Origin of the sequence: Acinetobacter gyllenbergii (assembly GCF_001682515.1) — a bacterium.
Taxonomy (GTDB): domain Bacteria; phylum Pseudomonadota; class Gammaproteobacteria; order Pseudomonadales; family Moraxellaceae; genus Acinetobacter; species Acinetobacter gyllenbergii.
Genome location: NZ_KV575265.1, coordinates 61,425 through 77,620, shown reverse-complemented (window position 1 = coordinate 77,620; position 16,196 = coordinate 61,425). Strand labels below are relative to the sequence as shown.

Genomic DNA, 16,196 nt, shown 5'->3' with positions numbered 1-16,196 from the left:
CGGAAGAAACTGTTTACTCAACCATCAGACTAAGACTTAGAATTTTTTACTGTAGTTGACAAATAAGCGGTCTTCACCAAAGTCATTGCCATGTTTCACATCATAGTCAATGCGGATGTATTGTAGGGCAAAGCCTTTGAGATAAGGCTGCTGAAAAGCATAGTTCAGAATAATATTGGACTCAGTTTCATGGTTTTTATTGCCATTAGCGGCCTTAAAATCATGACCATAGACATATTTCACCATCGCATTTAGCCCTGGTACATAGTCCTTAAAATCATAGCCATACATCAAGTGATAAGACTTTTCATTCTTCTTGAAGAAGCCTGTGGCATTCCAGTTGATAAAATAAGTTTCAGGTAGGAAACCATCAGGTAAAGGATAAGCAGACTCCCCGATAATCTGTTGATAGCCCAAACCAAAAGACTGATTATTCACTTTCAGCATTTCCAGTATTCCAATATTTTGCGCATCAATATCAAAGTTGTTGCCATCATTTTTAGCATTGAAATATTTAAACTTGGAATTCAATGAGAAGTTCGGTTGTTTCCATGTATGCTCTAGCCCAACATAGTGTTTGTTGTAGAGGTCTTCTAAATTGCCGAAGTAGTATTCGGCCTTCAATGAGGGCGTCAGTTGATAACGCAAATCCAGATAATTCAAACCATCTGAGTAAACGGTTTTGCCATTGGCAGTAAAAGAAAATTTCTTAAAATCTTCTTCATTACGCGGTGACACTTTGGTCACTCGGCCTATTTCGGCATAGAGCTGATCAGAAAGTTGTGACTTTAAGTTGGTGCCCCAATACGATGCCAACAACTGGCGACTGGCATCTACCGCCGTCACAGGAAGATCCAGCCAGAGTTCACCGACACTGAGCAGTGTTTTGTCATAGCCCAGTTTTAAGGTCGCACCATATTTTAAATAGTCAGAGGCTTGCGATTGTGTTTGGGTGTCGAATGGCAACACGGTATCCGCCACATGCTTATCTTGACTCAAACGTACCGCATATTGCACTGAAGCATCCGCACCAATGGTGATCGGTTTATCTGCGATTTGTAGTGGGGTATCCCGCATATTTGATTTGTAAAATAAAGATGCCGCTTGAGACCAGCTGCCTGTATCTTTAAGGCTTGGGTTGTCATAGTCGCGGTTGATATAGGCATTTTTGAGGGTAAATTTCCATTCATCTTGAGCTGGCTGGGTTGTTTCAGCAGCGAAAACAACTGGGCTAGACAAGCCACCGATTGCCAATAGGCTTGCAACCGTTAAACGCGTAGGGCAAAAGCGCTGTAATAATTTCATAATCCATATCCGAAGTCAGTGCGCCAATCCTCGGCGCACTTATTGTTATTGCTGAGTGAGCGAAGCTTGTGGGTTAAAGTTCGGAGCTGTTTGGGCTGCAACTGAAACTTTTAAATTGACCATAAAGATGGCAAGCGCCGCGATAATGCCAGGGATGGCAATTGCGAGAAAATTCATTTGGTGAGGCAGTTCAAAGGTGAGCAAAGCACCTGTTAACACAGGGCCGATGATGGCGCCAATTCGTCCAATACCTGAAGCCCATCCCATCCCAGTTGAACGTACTGCGGTTGGATAGAATTGCGCCACAAAAGTATAGAGCAGAATCTGTGAGCCAATGGTTGCGGCCCCTGCGATGGCAATCAGGCTATATAAAATAAATTGGGGGCTATTAAAACCCAGCAGAATTAGGGCGGCTGCACCAATCACAAACATGCTGGTAATCACGGGTTTTAAGTGGAATTTATCAGCCAGTGCACCACCGCCAATTGCGCCGACCATGCCTCCAATATTCAGTGCAAATAGGAACAACATACTGGCACCTAAAGAGTAACCTGCTTGTAGCATGAGTTTAGGTAGCCAACTGCCTAGCGCATAAACCATCAATAAGCACATAAAGAATGCAATCCAGAACATGAAGGTACTAAAGCTACGACCTTGTTGAAACAGTGCACGCACAGGCGCTTCGGTGCTGGTACTTTCATTTAGAATCAGTTGAGTATTGCTGGTTAATTCAGTTTCAGGTGCGATTTTAGTGACAATCATCTGGGCTTGATCGTGATGATTCGATTTCACTAAAAATGCCAGAGATTCAGGTAGAAATTTCCAGATCAGTGGAAGAAGTAATAATGGAATGCCTGCAATTAAAAACATGATTTGCCAGCCCATGTCTTTGACCAACCATGCACCCAGTAAGGCAGAGCTCATTCCGCCTATGGCATAGCCACTAAACATCAATGCAACCAAAGTGCTGCGGATTTTCTTCGGGGCATATTCGGTCATGAGTGCAACCACATTTGGCATCACCCCACCAATGCCAAGTCCCGCGATAAAACGTAAAATTGCAAATTCAGTTGGACTTTTCGCAAATGCCCCTAAGAAGGTGAACCCACTGAATAAGGTGACACAGATCAGAATGGTTTTTTTACGACCCAGTTTGTCTGAAAGTGTGCCAAAAATCATGGCGCCAAACATCATCCCGAATAAGGCTGCGCTGGCAAGCAATCCAGCTTGCACGGCAGTCAGTGACCATTGCTGCATCAATAAGGGCAATGCCACACCATAAATTACTAGATCGTATCCATCAAAAATAATAATGATGAGACACCAGATTAAAACTTTCCAATGAAAAGCGGTAAAACGCGCTTTATCAATTATGTCATTAATATTGACCTTGTTTGTATCCATTGCTTCACCTCCAATTTGTGAAGTACCGAGTTATTTTTTATTAAGCTATTTTGTTATTGGATCAGAGTCAAAAACCTAATTGATATATCTTTATGTCTTTAAAGTATTGTGATTTTATTGAATTAAAATGTTGAAATTTATATTTTTATTTTACTTCTCTAATTTATTTTTTTAAATTCCATTAAATATTAAATGGTGAGAATTTTGCTGATTTTATGCTGCTTAAATGTGTTTTTTTTAAACGATAGAATCATTTCTAAATAGGAGAGTTGTTTTTAAGTTGGATGTATTTTTTTATTTTACCAATTGGTTTAATTGATGTTGGATTGATTTTAAGTATCTAACTGGACCTCATAATTTTATATTTTAAAGTGAGGTTTAAAAATTGCCTTGCTGAGTTTTTAAAAACACAACTTGATGTGACTAAAGTCGGCTTTGATATGACAGCAAGGCGGAGAGTCGGGGGAGCTGTTCTCTTTTTCTTAAGCAGATTGTGTTGCCGCGCGTTGGGTGAGAATGAGATGGGCAATCACCCCAATACAGATTCCCCAAAATACCGAACTTAATCCAAGAAAATGCATCCCGGAAGCTGTCGCCAGAAAGGTAATCAATGCAGCATCACGGTGTTGAGGATTCTGCATGGCAGCAGTGATATTGGTTGCAATTGCGCCGAGCAAGGCTAAACCTGCTAACGCGGCAACCAGCTCTTTGGGCAATAAGCTAAACAGCATCACAATACTGCCAGCAAATAGTCCGCCAAGAATATAAAAAATCCCATTGGCAATCCCTGCGATATAGCGTTTTTCTTTCAGTTCATGTGCATCTTTGCCCATACATAGCGCCGCCGTAATAGATGCGAGCACGATGGTAATACCGCCGACACAGGCCACCGCTAAAGAGGCAATACTGGTTGCAGTAATAATCGGTTTGGCAGGGGTGTCATAACCACTCAACTTCATGATCGCCATCCCTGGTAAAAACTGACCCGACAGACTGACCAGAATCAAGGGCAGTGCCAGATTTAAGGTGGAGTTCCAAGTCCATTCCGGGCTGATCCATTGTGGAATCGCTAGATGAAAACTGACTTCTACAGGATTCATTTTTCCCAAGAATAAACTGAGTGAAATACCAGCTGCCAATACCCAGATCATGGTGTAGCGCGGCATCAGCCGTTTGGCAATCAAAAACACAATCAGCATGCTGAATACAATTAAAGGCATGCTGTCCGAGGCGGTAAACAGGTTGATTCCAAACTGGAATAGGATACCTGCCATCATGCCAGCAGCAACATCTTGAGGAATCCATTTGAGGAGTTTGTCAAAACAACCCGTAATTCCAATCAGAAAAATCACAATCGCAGAGGTGATATAGGCCGAGATGGCTTCATTCAGAGAAATGTCAGGAAATAGTGTCACCAATAAAGCGGTCCCTGGCGCAGACCATGCGGTAATAACAGGGGTTTTGTATTTGATCGAGAGATAAATTCCCGCAACAGCTGCACCGATGGAAATGCCCCAAATCCATGACACCATCATCTCTGTCGAGACATGGGCACGTTGTGCTGCCTGAAAGAAAATAATTAGTGGCCCTGAATAGGAAATCAGCACCGCCAGAAAACCAGCAACCGTGGCTGAAATAGACCAATCTTGTTTTAATGTTTTGAATAATGTTGTCATTCGCTGATGGCCTCCATGCACATCCTGTACTTTATCTGAAATGCAAAAGATCAGGGCTAACCCTGATCTCCACCTCCCACAGGAATAACACTACCCGTGATATAGGAGGCATCCTCGGATGCAACAAAGATAATGGCTTTGACCTGTTCCTCAATACTGCCATAACGGCCCATAAATGTGCGGTCGATGGTTTGATCGACGACCTGCTGCATCCAGTCTTTTTCATTTTGACTAAGAGGATTGTGATTGCGTGGTACTTTGCGTGGTGGGGCTTCGGTTCCACCTGTGGCAATGGCATTGACGCGAATTCCATCTTTGGCATGTTCAAAGGCCAGTGATGCCGTCAGTGCATTGACGCCACCTTTGGCTGCAGAGTAGGGAATGCGGTTAATGCCACGAGTGGCAATCGAAGAAACATTGACGATCACGCCTGCCTGTTGTTGAATCATTGTAGGCAAGACTGCTCGGCAACACCATAAAGTTGGAAAAAGTGAGCGATTCACTTCCTTGATAATTTCTTCTTCAGAAAACTCCTGAAAAGGTTTCATCCAGATCGCACCGCCGACATTATTGATTAGAATATCGACTCGACCGAACTGTTCAATCGCTTTGGCAACGACACTTTGTGCACCCGCAAAGCTTTCCAAATCGGCTTGGATGGTGATGGCATCAGCACCCAAGGCTTTTACTTCAGCCAGCACATCCTGCACATAATCAGAACGATCTGCCAAGACCAGTTGTGCACCTTCGGTCGCCAGTTGTAGCGCCACGCCACGGCCAATGCCTTGAGCACTGCCAGTGACAATCACTACTTTATGCTTAAATCTTTGTGCTTGAGACATAGGTTAATTCTCCAGTAACCATCAATTCGCAGAGAACTTTTCGAATAGGAAGTGAGCAGGTTTGATCTGTTCTGCCTCTAACCAACCACGGACGGCTTCGACCATTGGTACAGGCCCACAGAGATAAATATCAACATCGCCACTGTTTAGCCAGTCAGATTCGATATGGCTTGTGACATAGCCTTTACGCGCATGTTGACTGTCAGGATGGGCAACCACAGTCCGATATTCAAACCAAGGGAATTTCGCTTGTAATTCTGCCAACTTTTCCAAAGCCACCAGATCAAAATCGTTGGTCACGCCAAACACTAAGCGCACAGGTTGGTTAGAACCTTTTTCTTCCAGTACTTGTAGCATCGACATGAAAGGGGCAATGCCTGTACCACCCGCCAGCATCAGTACAGGACGCGTGACATTACGGAGATAGAAACTTCCGAATGGTCCTGTAAAAGTCATCTTGTCACCCGCTTGAGCGGTTTTACTCAAAAAGTCGCTCATTTTGCCATTTGGGACATTACGAACCACAAAGCCTGTTAAACGGTTACCGGGCTTGGAACTAAATGAATATGAACGGGTTTCGCCTGTTGCTGGAATACCAACATTGACATATTGCCCTGCAAGGAAATGGATATCGGGTTGACCATCATCCAGTTGAATATCAAAAGTAATGGTGGAATCAGACAGGTTTTCAACGCGGGCCAAAGTCCCTTGGAAAGAATGAATTTCAGTTTTACAGACATCAGATGATGCTTGAATCTGGAATACAGCATCTGAGCTTGGGCGGCATTGGCACGCCAGAATATAACCTTGCTCTGCTTCTTCAGGCGTCAAGGCATCTTCGATATACGTTTCTTCTGGCATATCATAACTGCCAGATTCACAGAAGGCACGGCAGGTACCACAGGCACCGTCACGGCAGTCCAAAGGAATATTAATTTTTTGGCGATAGGCTGCATCGGACAGGGTTTCGCCTTGAGCGACACTAATAAAACGTGTCACACCATCTTCAAATTGAAGTGCTACATTGTGGTTTGACATGAGATGTATCCTACAAAATAATTTTAATTTGGGACCTCAGCCAACAGTCCGTTTGGCTGAGGAGACCTATTTTTTAGAGGTGGTAAATATCAATCACTTGATTGATATAGTCATTTTTTAGTACCACATATTTGCTTAAGATTTTGGGTTGATTGTCAGAGCAATCAATCACATAGCGTGACATACCAAAGTAGCTATAGGTGGTTTTATAGCGAAAGCTCAAGGTGTTCCAATTGAAGCGAACCGTAAGCTTATCTCCGTCGCGCGCAACGATTTCAATGTTGGCAATATTGTGACAAGTGCGGGTATCGGGCATGGTGGCAGAAGAACGTTCGGTCTTGATACGGAACACACGGTCTTCCAAGCCTTGGCGATCAGGGTAATAAATCAGTGAAATTTCAGCTTGTGGATCTTCAGTGAGTTGATCATTGTCATCCCACGCAGGCATCCAGAAACTGGCTTCAGGGGCATAACAATTGAGCCAATCGTCCCATTGTTCATCATCTAAAAAGCGTGCTTCACGGTAAAGAAACTGGGCAATATTTTCCAAGCTGGTTTTGTCTTGAATACTCATGCGTTTTCTCCTTGAGCCGCGATTTGCTTCTCAGCGACAATGGCGTGTTTCATGGTCTGCAGCCAGTATTGATGTTGCGCCAGATAAAGGCCTTCATCTTCGGTTTTAATTCCGCTTAACATCGGTTTAAGGCCAATTTCATTGGCTGCATCATCAGGGCCATAAATCCAGTGTTTTGAACCGCGGCACATATCATTCCATTCCAGTGCAATACCTGCATAACCAGCCTGACAGGCACGGAATTCTTCCAGATCATCGGGTGTGGCCATACCAGAAGCATTAAAGAAATCTTCATATTGACGTATACGACGCGCACGTGCTTCAGGGGCTTCACCTTTCGGCGCAATACAATAAATCGTCACTTCAGTACGATCGACCGAAATCGGACGTAACACCCGAATTTGCGAGCCGAACTGATCCATCAAATACACGTTTGGATAGAGGCAGAGATTACGTGAGCGTTCGATCATCCATTTCGACATGGCTGCGCCGTATTTTTCGGTATATTCGTCTGCCTTCGGAAAGTTCGGACGATCTTCAGGATTGGCCCATTGCGTCCACAGCAGCATATGGCCATTTTCAAAACCATAAGAACCGCCGCCTTGTTTGCCCCAAGAACCAGCACTCATGGCACGAATATTATCGGCAGCTTGAGTCTCTTTGCGGTGTTGGGTGGTTGCGGCATAGTTCCAATGCACTGCTGAAACGTGATAACCATCGGCACCATTTTCAGCGGTGAGTTTCCAATTCCCTTCATAGGTATAGGATGATGTGCCGCGTAGAACTTCTAAACCATGTTCGGATTGATCGACAATCATGTCGATGATTTTGCTGGTTTCACCCAAGAATTCTTCAAGTGATGGCACATCTGGATTGAGGCTGCCGAACAAGAAACCTTTGTAGTTTTCAAAACGTGCGACTTTTTTCAGGTCATGTGAACCGTCTTGGTTAAAGCAATCTGAATAACCTGCTTCACTTGGGTCTTTAACTTTGAGGAGTTTGCCTGAGTTGTTAAAGGTCCAACCGTGGAAAGGGCAGGTATAGGTAGCTTTGTTACCGCGTTTATGGCGGCAGAGTTGGGCACCGCGATGGGAACAGGCATTGATCATGGCATTCAATTCGCCATTACGATTGCGGGCGATGATGATGGGTTGACGTCCGATATGGGTGGTATAAAAATCATTATTATTGGGAATTTGACTTTCGTGGGCCAAATAAACCCAATTGCCTTCGAAAATATATTTCATTTCGAGGTCGAATAAAGCTTGATCGGTAAACACTGAGCGATGAAGTTTAAATTCACCCGTGTCGATATTATCGACCAGTAATTCATCAATGCGGTCAAGATGGCTGGTATTGATTACAGGAATACGTGGCATGTCCGTTCTCCGACTTTCCAAATCTGTGGAAGTCATCGAGTTACGCTTAAAGCGTCTCGATATCCTAATATGTTGTGTGATGGCTTGAACCGATAAGGATGAATATGGGCAGCTGGAATCTAGCGGAAGCGATTCATAACTTCATCGGTTTATCTCTTGTCTATACCTTAAAAGAATGAGTAAACTGTGTCTAAGACTGAATTTATATTTTTATATATCTTAAAGGTATGGAAACCTCATGGAATTACGTCATTTACGGTATTTTGTTGCGGTTGTTGAAGAACAGAGCTTTACCAAGGCCGCAGAAAAACTATTTATTGCTCAACCCCCTTTGAGCCGGCAGATTCAAAATTTGGAAGGCGAGCTAGGAATTCAATTGTTTGAGCGAGGCAGCCGACCGTTACAAACCACACCCGCAGGGCATTTCTTTTATCAGCACGCGATTAAACTTTTGTCTAATGCAGAAGAAATTAAGAGTATGGCGAAACGGATTGGACTGATCGAACGCAGTGTCACCATTGGCTTTGTCGGGTCGCTGTTATATGGTTTATTACCCCGAATCATCTATTTGTTTAGGCAGCAGCAGCCGCATCTCAATATTCAGTTGGTTGAAATGAGCACCACAGAGCAGTTGCAAGCGTTAAAAGAAGGGCGCATTGATGTGGGCTTTGGGCGCTTGCGGATTAGTGATCCTGCGGTTAGGCGAATTTTATTGCGCAAGGAACGATTGGTAGTGGCGGCGCATACCAGCCATCCGATTGCACAGCGGACGGAAGGGGTCTATCTGGCTGATCTGATTGATGAAAAGATGTTTATGTATCCCACTTCGCCGAAACCGAATTTTTCGACTCAACTGCTGAATATTTTTGCCGAGCATAGTTTAGTGCCGAAAAATATGCATGAAGTGCGGGAAATTCAATTGGCCTTGGGTCTGGTGGCCGCAGGTGAAGGTTTATGTGTGATTCCTGCCAGTGCCGATACTATTCGTTTTCCACATCTCAATTACATTCCGATTCTGGACAATGGCGCGGTTAGCCCAATTTTTCTGACTGCACGGGCAATGGATCGCAGTGAAGACCTACAGCTGTTATTTGATTGTGTTTATCAGGTCTATGATCTGGAAGGCATTCCGTATCAGCGGACTGTGTTTACACTGGATCAGAACCCGATTGATGATTCACTTGGCATTGATTTTTAAACGCGTATAAAAATGCCTAGACTTAAAAATCTAGGCAGATGATCAATCGATGAGTTGACTCAGAATCTCCAAAGCGATTATTTGCTTTGTAAGGTTTTTAGGTCTTTCAAGACTTGATCGGCATGAGTTTGAGTATTTACGCTGGTGTAGTGATACATCACTGCGCCTTGTGGATTGATTAAAAAGCTCTCTCGCTTGGCAATTTTAGCAATACCCAAATTTCGGACAATGCCAAATTTAGTTGCAAGTTCGCCTTTATCATCTGCAAGAATTGGGAACGGTAAACCAAGTTTTTCTGAGAATTTTTGATGTGATGCGACATCATCCAGACTTACACCGAGTACAACCGCATTCGATTTTAAGAACTGTGGATACAGCGATTTAAACTGATTGGCTTCTTGGGTACAACCTGCGGTGTTATCTTTAGGATAAAAATACAAGACGACCCATTTGCCTTTATATTGATTCAAGGTATGCCATTTGCCACTTTGATCTTGCAGTTTAAAATCTGGCGCCGATTGTCCAACCCATTCTTTTTGTGCAGTATCTTGCTTAGAAAATAAAGTACTTTGTGCGCTACTGAGCGTCGGTGAGCCGAGTAAAAAAAGTGAACTACATAAAACGAGAACTTTGGACTTTATCGTATTCATCATGTTGATCTCAAAGTGTAATAGCAGCTACTTTAGCAAATTTAGACATTAGATGTGGTAGAAAATTCTTTACAGGGTTTTGCTCTGCTTTATATATTTCAATTGAATAGCGATTTAGAAAAAGAAAAGGAAAATCAATGGATGTTGGTGCAGTTCTGATTAGATTAAAAGCCAATACACAGGCGAAAGTCGAGGCTTGGCAGCAAGAAATTCAACGACGTAAAGCAGAAGCCATTCAAACACTGCAAGCTGAAGGGGTAACCGTTGAATCTTGGTTTCAACTTGAATTGAATGGGGAGCACTATTTACTTGCCTATATGCGTGCTAATGATCTTGCTTATGCACAACAGGTGGCGAGAAAGAGTTGCTTTGATATTGATCAGGTGCATCAACAGTTCAAGCAACATTGGGAGCAAGTGATCCCAGCACAGCTTTTGGTAGATTTGGAAAATAATGAGCAGTGTTAACCAAGGTATACTGCGTTGAAGTTTTTGGAAATGAGCAAGCACGTGATCTATAAGATTCTACTCATCACGGGGTGGGGCGGTGGTGCCGAATTATTAAAGCCCTTACATGAGGCTTTAGAACAAAAGGGGCATAACGTTGAACGGCTTAATATCTTTAATGCGCTAAATGATGACATCTTGCAACAGCAAGTTGAACTCGCAGTGAAATTTGATGTGATTGTGGGATGGTCGCTTGGTGGACAATTGGCAACATTACTGGTCGATCAAATCCAACATCAATATGCTGAACAGAAAGTTTTAATCACTTTAGCGTCGAATCCCTGTTTTGTTGCCCAAGCAGATTGGGCGACTGCGATGCCTGTTGAAACCTTTATGCAGTTTAAACAGTCCTTTGAACAGGACGCGATTAGTACTTTAAAGCGTTTTGGTTTGTTGGTCTGTCAAGGTGCAAGTTCGGCAAAGAAAGATTTCGTAGCCATGCAAAAATTGATTCGTCCACAACCGATTGCCTTGCTTAGACAAGGGTTAAACTTGCTGGAGCAATTAAACTTGGTTGAGTTGTATGAAAATTATCAGGGTAGTCAGTTGCATGTCTTTACAGAGCATGATGCTTTAGTTCCTTACCAAGTTATCCAAAAAACAAAGGATTTAGCTGCAAAAAATCTATCTGTTGTATCGATCGATGGAGCTTCGCATGGTTTTCCATGTTTTATGGTGGAGCAGACTGTGCAAATAATTGAAGATTTTATTCAATAGAGGGTTTAATCTTGCTTGAATTGAAAGTTCTCGCAATATATTTTAGCTTTTGACAAGTTTAAGATAAAGTTTATTTTATAGGCCTAACGGAATCGTGCCGAGTTCTCATCCATTTTAGGGTATGCCTTCGGCGACCTACTTTTCTTTCGGGAAAAGTAGGCAAAACCATTTGTCATCTGCAAAACCTGTTCACTTCTTTCATTTTTTTGTTTTGATCTAGTGTACTAAGCCTTGTATCTTGTTTATACCACGCAGGTTGCAGATGACATTTCCGAGTATCTAAAAGCGTGATTAGGCTAATGGAAAATTTTGAAATAGCAGCAAATGAGGTAGAGGATGACCGATTTATTTGATTTAGAACATATATGGCATCCATATACTTCGATGTTAAATCCACTGCCAACTTTTAAAGTCAAACGTGCCTATGGTGCGACCATCGAATTAGAAGATGGGCGAACTTTGGTTGATGGCATGTCGTCATGGTGGTGTGCGATTCATGGCTATAACCATCCTGAACTGAACCAAGCAGTTACAGATCAATTGCAAAACATGGCGCATATCATGTTTGGCGGTCTGACCCATGAACCTGCGATTGAATTAGGCAAACTATTATTAAAAATTACGCCGCCGAACTTAGATAAGATTTTCTACGCAGACTCAGGTTCGGTTGCCGTAGAAGTCGCTTTAAAAATGGCAGTGCAATATTGGGCTGCATTAAACAAACCAGAGAAAACCAATTTTATTACTACCCGTTCTGGTTATCATGGCGATACCTGGAATGCGATGTCTGTCTGTGATCCTGTCACAGGGATGCATCAGATTTTTGGGACAAGTTTACCCAATCGAATTTTTGTACCCGCGCCACAAAGTCGTTTTGATGGTCAATGGAATCCGCAAGATATTCAAGAACTCACGCAGCAGATTGAACAGCATCATCACAGTATTGCTGCTCTGATTATTGAGCCAATTGTGCAGGGCGCAGGCGGCATGCGTTTTTATCATCCTGAATATTTGCGCCAAGCCAAGACCTTATGTGAGCAGTATAATTTGCTGTTGATCTTTGATGAGATTGCTACAGGTTTTGGACGTACAGGTAAAATGTTTGCTTGGGAACATGCCCAAGTTGAACCTGACATTATGTGTATTGGTAAGGGCTTAACAGGCGGCTATATGACGCTGTCTGCGACCTTAACCACCAAGCAAGTGGCTGAAACTATTAGTCTTGGTGAAGTGGGCGTGTTTATGCATGGCCCGACCTTTATGGCGAATCCACTGGCTTGTGCAGTTGCTTTAAGAAGCACCCAACTATTGGTTGAACAAGATTGGCAAACCAATATTCAACGAATTGAAAAAATTCTTACTCAACAATTAATCGATTTAGCACAGCTTGACCATGTTGCGGATGTACGGATTTTAGGTGCGATCGGGGTGGTGGAGTTAACCACAAATGTCGATATGAAAACCTTGCAGCAACAGTTCGTTGAACGGGGTATTTGGGTACGGCCATTTGGAAAATTGGTCTACGTGATGCCGCCGTATGTGATCACAGATGACGAACTCCATTATTTATTGGCACAGATGAGTGCAGTGGTGAAAAATATGCAGGGAGTAAATGCCAATGTCCTTGCTTGATCATTATGCCGAGCAGCTTGACCAGTTCAAACAGCAAGGTAATTTCCGCCAATTTACTGCAAATCAACAGCAGGGAAAATGGATCACGATTCAAGATCGAAGCATGTTGAATCTGGCATCGAATGATTATTTAGGCTTGGCCGCTGATTTAAGTTTAAGAGAAGAATTTCTGGATACGCTGAAAATTGAACGAGCGCTCTTTAGTTCATCTTCGTCACGCTTGCTGACTGGTAATTTTGCAGAATATGAACAATTTGAAAATAGCCTAAGCAAAGCCTTTGGTCGTGCTGCTTTACTTTTTAATAGTGGCTACCACATGAATATCGGTATTTTACCAGCCTTATGTGATAGCAAAACTGTGATTCTGGCCGATAAACTGGTACATGCCAGTATGATTGATGGTATTCGACTTTCGACTGCTCAATATGTGCGTTATCGTCATAATGATTTGCAACATCTGGAACAGTTATTGCAAAAGTATCACCAAGATGAGCAAGTTGAACGCATTATTGTGGTGACTGAAAGTATTTTTAGTATGGATGGCGATGAGACGGATTTAGCAGCATTGGCACAGTTAAAACAGCGCTTTGCCAAAACCATGTTGTATGTCGATGAAGCTCATGCGATTGGGGTCAGGGGGGAGCAAGGCCTGGGCTGTGCTGAACAATATGGCGTATTGGCTCAGATTGACTTCTTGGTGGGTACCTTTGGTAAAGCAATTGCCTCGGTGGGCGGCTATATCATTTGTGATTCAATCATCCGTGATTATCTGATCAATAAAATGCGCCCTTTGATTTTTAGTACCGCTTTGCCTCCAATCTCGATGGCATGGTCAGATTTTATTTTTAATAAAGTGCTGAGCATGCAGCAACAGCGTCAGCACTTGGCAGAGATCAGTCAGTATTTACAACAGGCGGTGATTGCAAAAGGTTTCTCCAGTCCATCCAGCAGTCATATCATTCCAGTTATCGTAGGTGAAAGCCAAGCGGCCATTGAAAAAGCACGCTATGTACAACAACAAGGTTTTTATGCCATGCCAGTACGCCCACCAACAGTGCCACAGAATAGTTCACGCTTGCGTATTTCCTTAACCTCTTTGGTGCAAAAAGCTGAATTGGAACAATTGGTGGAGTGTTTGTGAGCATCAATAAAGCATTGGTTGCACGACGTTTTGCCAAAGCAGGGCAAAGCTATGTTGAGCATGCTGTGGTACAAAAGCAAATTAGTGCGCAGTTATTTGAATACCTTAAAGTGTATTGTCCGCAGAACTTAGCCTCTGTACTTGAGATTGGTTGTGGATCTGGCAATCTCACCCACTTACTTCAATCTCATTTTCAAGTTGAGCAACTGTTTTTAAATGATTTATATGCAGATGTGGATCAGCATTTTCTCAATTTTAAACATGTAAATTGGTTGATCGGAGATATTGAACAACTGAATTTACCACAGTCCTTAGATGTAGTGCTTTCCAGTTCAGCATTGCAATGGATGGTTGATCTGCCTGCATTATTACGGCGGATTCACAAAGCCTTAAAACCCAATGCATATTTCGGGTTTTCTACTTTTGGGCCAGATAATCTAACTGAAATTAAGCAGTTGACAGGACAGGGCTTAAATTATGTTGGCTTAGAATCTTTAAAGCGACAGCTTGAACAGCAAGGCTTTGAAATACTACTCATCGAGCAAGAACTGAAGCAGGTATATTTTGATCATCCAAAATCGGTATTACAGCATTTAAAAGCGACAGGCGTGACTGCAACAGCAAAATCACATCGCTGGACCAAGCAATCCTTGCAGCAGTTTTATTCGGATTATCAACAGTTTTATGATGAACAGGGTTTTAGCCTAACTTATCATCCGATTTATGTGATTGCACGAAGAGCAAAATCCTTATCTTTAGGTGATGAATAGAGTCATGTCTGACCGGTTAACACCCAGAAATAATGTAGTGCATGGTTATTTTTCACTAAGCATAAGTTTAATTTTTCTGATGTTTTCTGCTTTTCCGTGGGCATTAATTTGTTTGATTTTGGGTGTTTTACTAATTGGCTTGGGATATGTACGGGTTTGGAAAAAAGACCAAATCCCCAATCCTGTTGTAGAAGGAGCGGTTTTGCTGATGATTCTGTTCTCTTTTTGGTCAACGAGTTGGATAACAGATTATATTAACCAAAATGCACCAAGAAAGACGATCTGTGGTTGGGCTAAAAACATTGAAAAACCAGGCAGAAGTAGTGGTCAGTTTTTATTGATGAATGACAAAACGAGTCAATCTTTTTCCTATACTCACCAGATGCAAATACAAGCAATCAGTGAAATCTGTATCGAATACTCTTTAGATCAGCGTTTGAATGATTATCCTTATATTCATGAAATTTACCCTAAAATTTCAACAATTCAGAACAAGGAATTTAAGTAGATGAGTCGTATTTATTTTGTCAGTGGTATTGATACTGAAATTGGTAAAACGTATGCCACAGGTTATCTCGCCAAACTTTGGACCGAACAGGGACAGCGTGTCATTACCCAGAAGTTGGTACAAACAGGAAATGTCGATATCTCTGAAGATATCGAAAAGCATCGTGAAATTATGGGTAGTGGCTGGTTTCAGGAAGATCACGAGAAGCTGACCATGCCTGAAATTTTTACTTATCCTGCCTCGCCGCATTTAGCCACACGTTTGGATGGACGTGATCTGGATTTTGCCAAGATCGAAGCAGCGACCAAGGAATTGGCTCAGCGATTTGAAGTGGTGTTGTTAGAAGGGGCCGGTGGTTTGATGGTGCCTTTAACCACAGCGTTGTTGACCATTGATTATATCGCTCAGCATCAATTTCCTGTGATTTTGGTGACTTCAGGACGTTTGGGTAGTATTAATCATACTTTATTGAGTTTAGAGGCATTAAAGCAGCGTGGTTTGAGTTTGCATGCTTTGGTGTATAACTTAAAGGATGAGTCGAAAGATCCACTTATTTCGAAAGATACCGCAGATTATTTAAAAGCTTATTTGGCAAAGCATTTTCCAGAAGCAGAATGGATTGAATTGGAAAAGTTTAACTAACTTTAGGTATTTATTGTCTAGTAAATATCTACGATCGTGGAGGGCGGCAAGGATGCCGCCAAGTTAGACTGCCTTGCGCTGCTTTCAAAGCCTTGCTTTGAAATTGCTCAGGACGTACCGTCAGTCTAACAAAAGATTTTTGTTACTTTTCATCTTTGAAAAGTAAGATGATATTCCTGTGATTAGATGAGAGATCGAGAAGACTCCGCTAAGA

The 16,196-nt window shown here is 42.5% G+C and carries 16 protein-coding genes; 8 read left to right on the top strand and 8 right to left on the bottom strand.

Translation table 11 applies throughout. The features are described from left to right. Positions 1-36: 36 nt before the first annotated feature. From NG55_RS13340 to benA, 7 genes are all read right to left on the bottom strand, one after another. Positions 37-1,305 (bottom strand): OprD family outer membrane porin, encoded by a 1,269-nt coding sequence (locus NG55_RS13340; RefSeq protein WP_065343531.1) that lies wholly within the window; start codon positions 1,303-1,305, stop codon positions 37-39. Positions 1,306-1,350: 45 nt separating this feature from the next. Continuing rightward, positions 1,351-2,709 carry an aromatic acid/H+ symport family MFS transporter gene (locus tag NG55_RS13335; protein ID WP_065343530.1) on the bottom strand — a complete coding sequence of 453 codons (1,359 nt, stop codon included), beginning with the start codon at positions 2,707-2,709 and terminating at the stop codon, positions 1,351-1,353. A 482-nt stretch (positions 2,710-3,191) separates the two neighbouring features. Continuing rightward, positions 3,192-4,385 (bottom strand): benzoate/H(+) symporter BenE, encoded by a 1,194-nt coding sequence (gene benE / locus NG55_RS13330; protein ID WP_065343529.1) that lies wholly within the window; start codon positions 4,383-4,385, stop codon positions 3,192-3,194. A gap of 56 nt (positions 4,386-4,441) precedes the next feature. Then, the gene (gene benD, locus NG55_RS13325) at positions 4,442-5,227 is read right to left on the bottom strand and encodes a benzoate diol dehydrogenase BenD (protein WP_065343528.1); all 786 of its coding nucleotides are present in this window, start codon (positions 5,225-5,227) and stop codon (positions 4,442-4,444) included. Between the two features lie 21 nt (positions 5,228-5,248). After that, positions 5,249-6,265: a benzoate 1,2-dioxygenase electron transfer component BenC gene (gene benC, locus NG55_RS13320; RefSeq protein WP_065343527.1), complete on the bottom strand. Its 1,017-nt coding sequence runs from the start codon at positions 6,263-6,265 to the stop codon at positions 5,249-5,251. Positions 6,266-6,338: 73 nt separating this feature from the next. Further along, positions 6,339-6,839 carry a benzoate 1,2-dioxygenase small subunit gene (gene benB / locus NG55_RS13315; protein ID WP_023270690.1) on the bottom strand — a complete coding sequence of 167 codons (501 nt, stop codon included), beginning with the start codon at positions 6,837-6,839 and terminating at the stop codon, positions 6,339-6,341. Next, a complete protein-coding gene (gene benA, locus NG55_RS13310) occupies positions 6,836-8,218 on the bottom strand; it encodes a benzoate 1,2-dioxygenase large subunit (protein WP_065343526.1) in 1,383 nt (460 codons plus the stop codon). Before benA ends, benB begins: the two co-directional genes overlap by 4 nt. Before the next feature lie 238 nt (positions 8,219-8,456). On the opposite strand from benA, the gene NG55_RS13305 reads away from it, so the two are divergent. Then, positions 8,457-9,416 (top strand): LysR family transcriptional regulator, encoded by a 960-nt coding sequence (locus NG55_RS13305; protein ID WP_005273213.1) that lies wholly within the window; start codon positions 8,457-8,459, stop codon positions 9,414-9,416. A gap of 77 nt (positions 9,417-9,493) precedes the next feature. Here NG55_RS13305 and NG55_RS13300 read toward each other — a convergent pair whose 3' ends face one another. Beyond that, positions 9,494-10,069 carry a peroxiredoxin gene (locus NG55_RS13300; RefSeq protein ID WP_065343525.1) on the bottom strand — a complete coding sequence of 192 codons (576 nt, stop codon included), beginning with the start codon at positions 10,067-10,069 and terminating at the stop codon, positions 9,494-9,496. Between the two features lie 134 nt (positions 10,070-10,203). Here NG55_RS13300 and NG55_RS13295 point away from each other — a divergent pair, with 134 nt between their 5' ends. From NG55_RS13295 to bioD, 7 genes are all read left to right on the top strand, one after another. After that, a complete protein-coding gene (locus NG55_RS13295) occupies positions 10,204-10,533 on the top strand; it encodes a DUF6176 family protein (RefSeq protein WP_065343524.1) in 330 nt (109 codons plus the stop codon). 42 nt (positions 10,534-10,575) lie between these two features. Beyond that, positions 10,576-11,289 carry an alpha/beta hydrolase family protein gene (locus NG55_RS13290; protein WP_065343523.1) on the top strand — a complete coding sequence of 238 codons (714 nt, stop codon included), beginning with the start codon at positions 10,576-10,578 and terminating at the stop codon, positions 11,287-11,289. Between the two features lie 336 nt (positions 11,290-11,625). Beyond that, complete coding sequence (gene bioA, locus NG55_RS13285) at positions 11,626-12,921, top strand: adenosylmethionine--8-amino-7-oxononanoate transaminase (protein WP_065343522.1); 1,296 nt, start codon at positions 11,626-11,628, stop codon at positions 12,919-12,921. Then, complete coding sequence (locus NG55_RS13280; protein ID WP_065343521.1) at positions 12,908-14,062, top strand: 8-amino-7-oxononanoate synthase; 1,155 nt, start codon at positions 12,908-12,910, stop codon at positions 14,060-14,062. The genes bioA and NG55_RS13280 overlap by 14 nt, the downstream gene beginning before the upstream one ends. Further along, the gene (bioC, locus tag NG55_RS13275; RefSeq protein ID WP_065343520.1) at positions 14,059-14,832 is read left to right on the top strand and encodes a malonyl-ACP O-methyltransferase BioC; all 774 of its coding nucleotides are present in this window, start codon (positions 14,059-14,061) and stop codon (positions 14,830-14,832) included. The genes NG55_RS13280 and bioC overlap by 4 nt, the downstream gene beginning before the upstream one ends. A gap of 4 nt (positions 14,833-14,836) precedes the next feature. Continuing rightward, a complete protein-coding gene (locus NG55_RS13270; protein ID WP_065343519.1) occupies positions 14,837-15,340 on the top strand; it encodes a hypothetical protein in 504 nt (167 codons plus the stop codon). Next, positions 15,341-15,982 (top strand): dethiobiotin synthase, encoded by a 642-nt coding sequence (gene bioD, locus NG55_RS13265; RefSeq protein WP_065343518.1) that lies wholly within the window; start codon positions 15,341-15,343, stop codon positions 15,980-15,982. Positions 15,983-16,196: the final 214 nt, after the last annotated feature.

Coding starts and splice junctions, on each gene's coding strand:
- bioA (WP_065343522.1), top strand. CDS start 11,626: ATGACCGATTTATTTGATTTAGAACATATATGGCATCCATATACTTCG.
- bioD (WP_065343518.1), top strand. CDS start 15,341: ATGAGTCGTATTTATTTTGTCAGTGGTATTGATACTGAAATTGGTAAA.
- NG55_RS13295 (WP_065343524.1), top strand. CDS start 10,204: ATGGATGTTGGTGCAGTTCTGATTAGATTAAAAGCCAATACACAGGCG.
- benC (WP_065343527.1), bottom strand. CDS start 6,265: ATGTCAAACCACAATGTAGCACTTCAATTTGAAGATGGTGTGACACGT.
- NG55_RS13270 (WP_065343519.1), top strand. CDS start 14,837: ATGTCTGACCGGTTAACACCCAGAAATAATGTAGTGCATGGTTATTTT.
- NG55_RS13305 (WP_005273213.1), top strand. CDS start 8,457: ATGGAATTACGTCATTTACGGTATTTTGTTGCGGTTGTTGAAGAACAG.
- benA (WP_065343526.1), bottom strand. CDS start 8,218: ATGCCACGTATTCCTGTAATCAATACCAGCCATCTTGACCGCATTGAT.
- NG55_RS13280 (WP_065343521.1), top strand. CDS start 12,908: ATGTCCTTGCTTGATCATTATGCCGAGCAGCTTGACCAGTTCAAACAG.
- NG55_RS13340 (WP_065343531.1), bottom strand. CDS start 1,305: ATGAAATTATTACAGCGCTTTTGCCCTACGCGTTTAACGGTTGCAAGC.
- benB (WP_023270690.1), bottom strand. CDS start 6,839: ATGAGTATTCAAGACAAAACCAGCTTGGAAAATATTGCCCAGTTTCTT.
- benD (WP_065343528.1), bottom strand. CDS start 5,227: ATGTCTCAAGCACAAAGATTTAAGCATAAAGTAGTGATTGTCACTGGC.
- NG55_RS13300 (WP_065343525.1), bottom strand. CDS start 10,069: ATGATGAATACGATAAAGTCCAAAGTTCTCGTTTTATGTAGTTCACTT.
- benE (WP_065343529.1), bottom strand. CDS start 4,385: ATGACAACATTATTCAAAACATTAAAACAAGATTGGTCTATTTCAGCC.
- NG55_RS13335 (WP_065343530.1), bottom strand. CDS start 2,709: ATGGATACAAACAAGGTCAATATTAATGACATAATTGATAAAGCGCGT.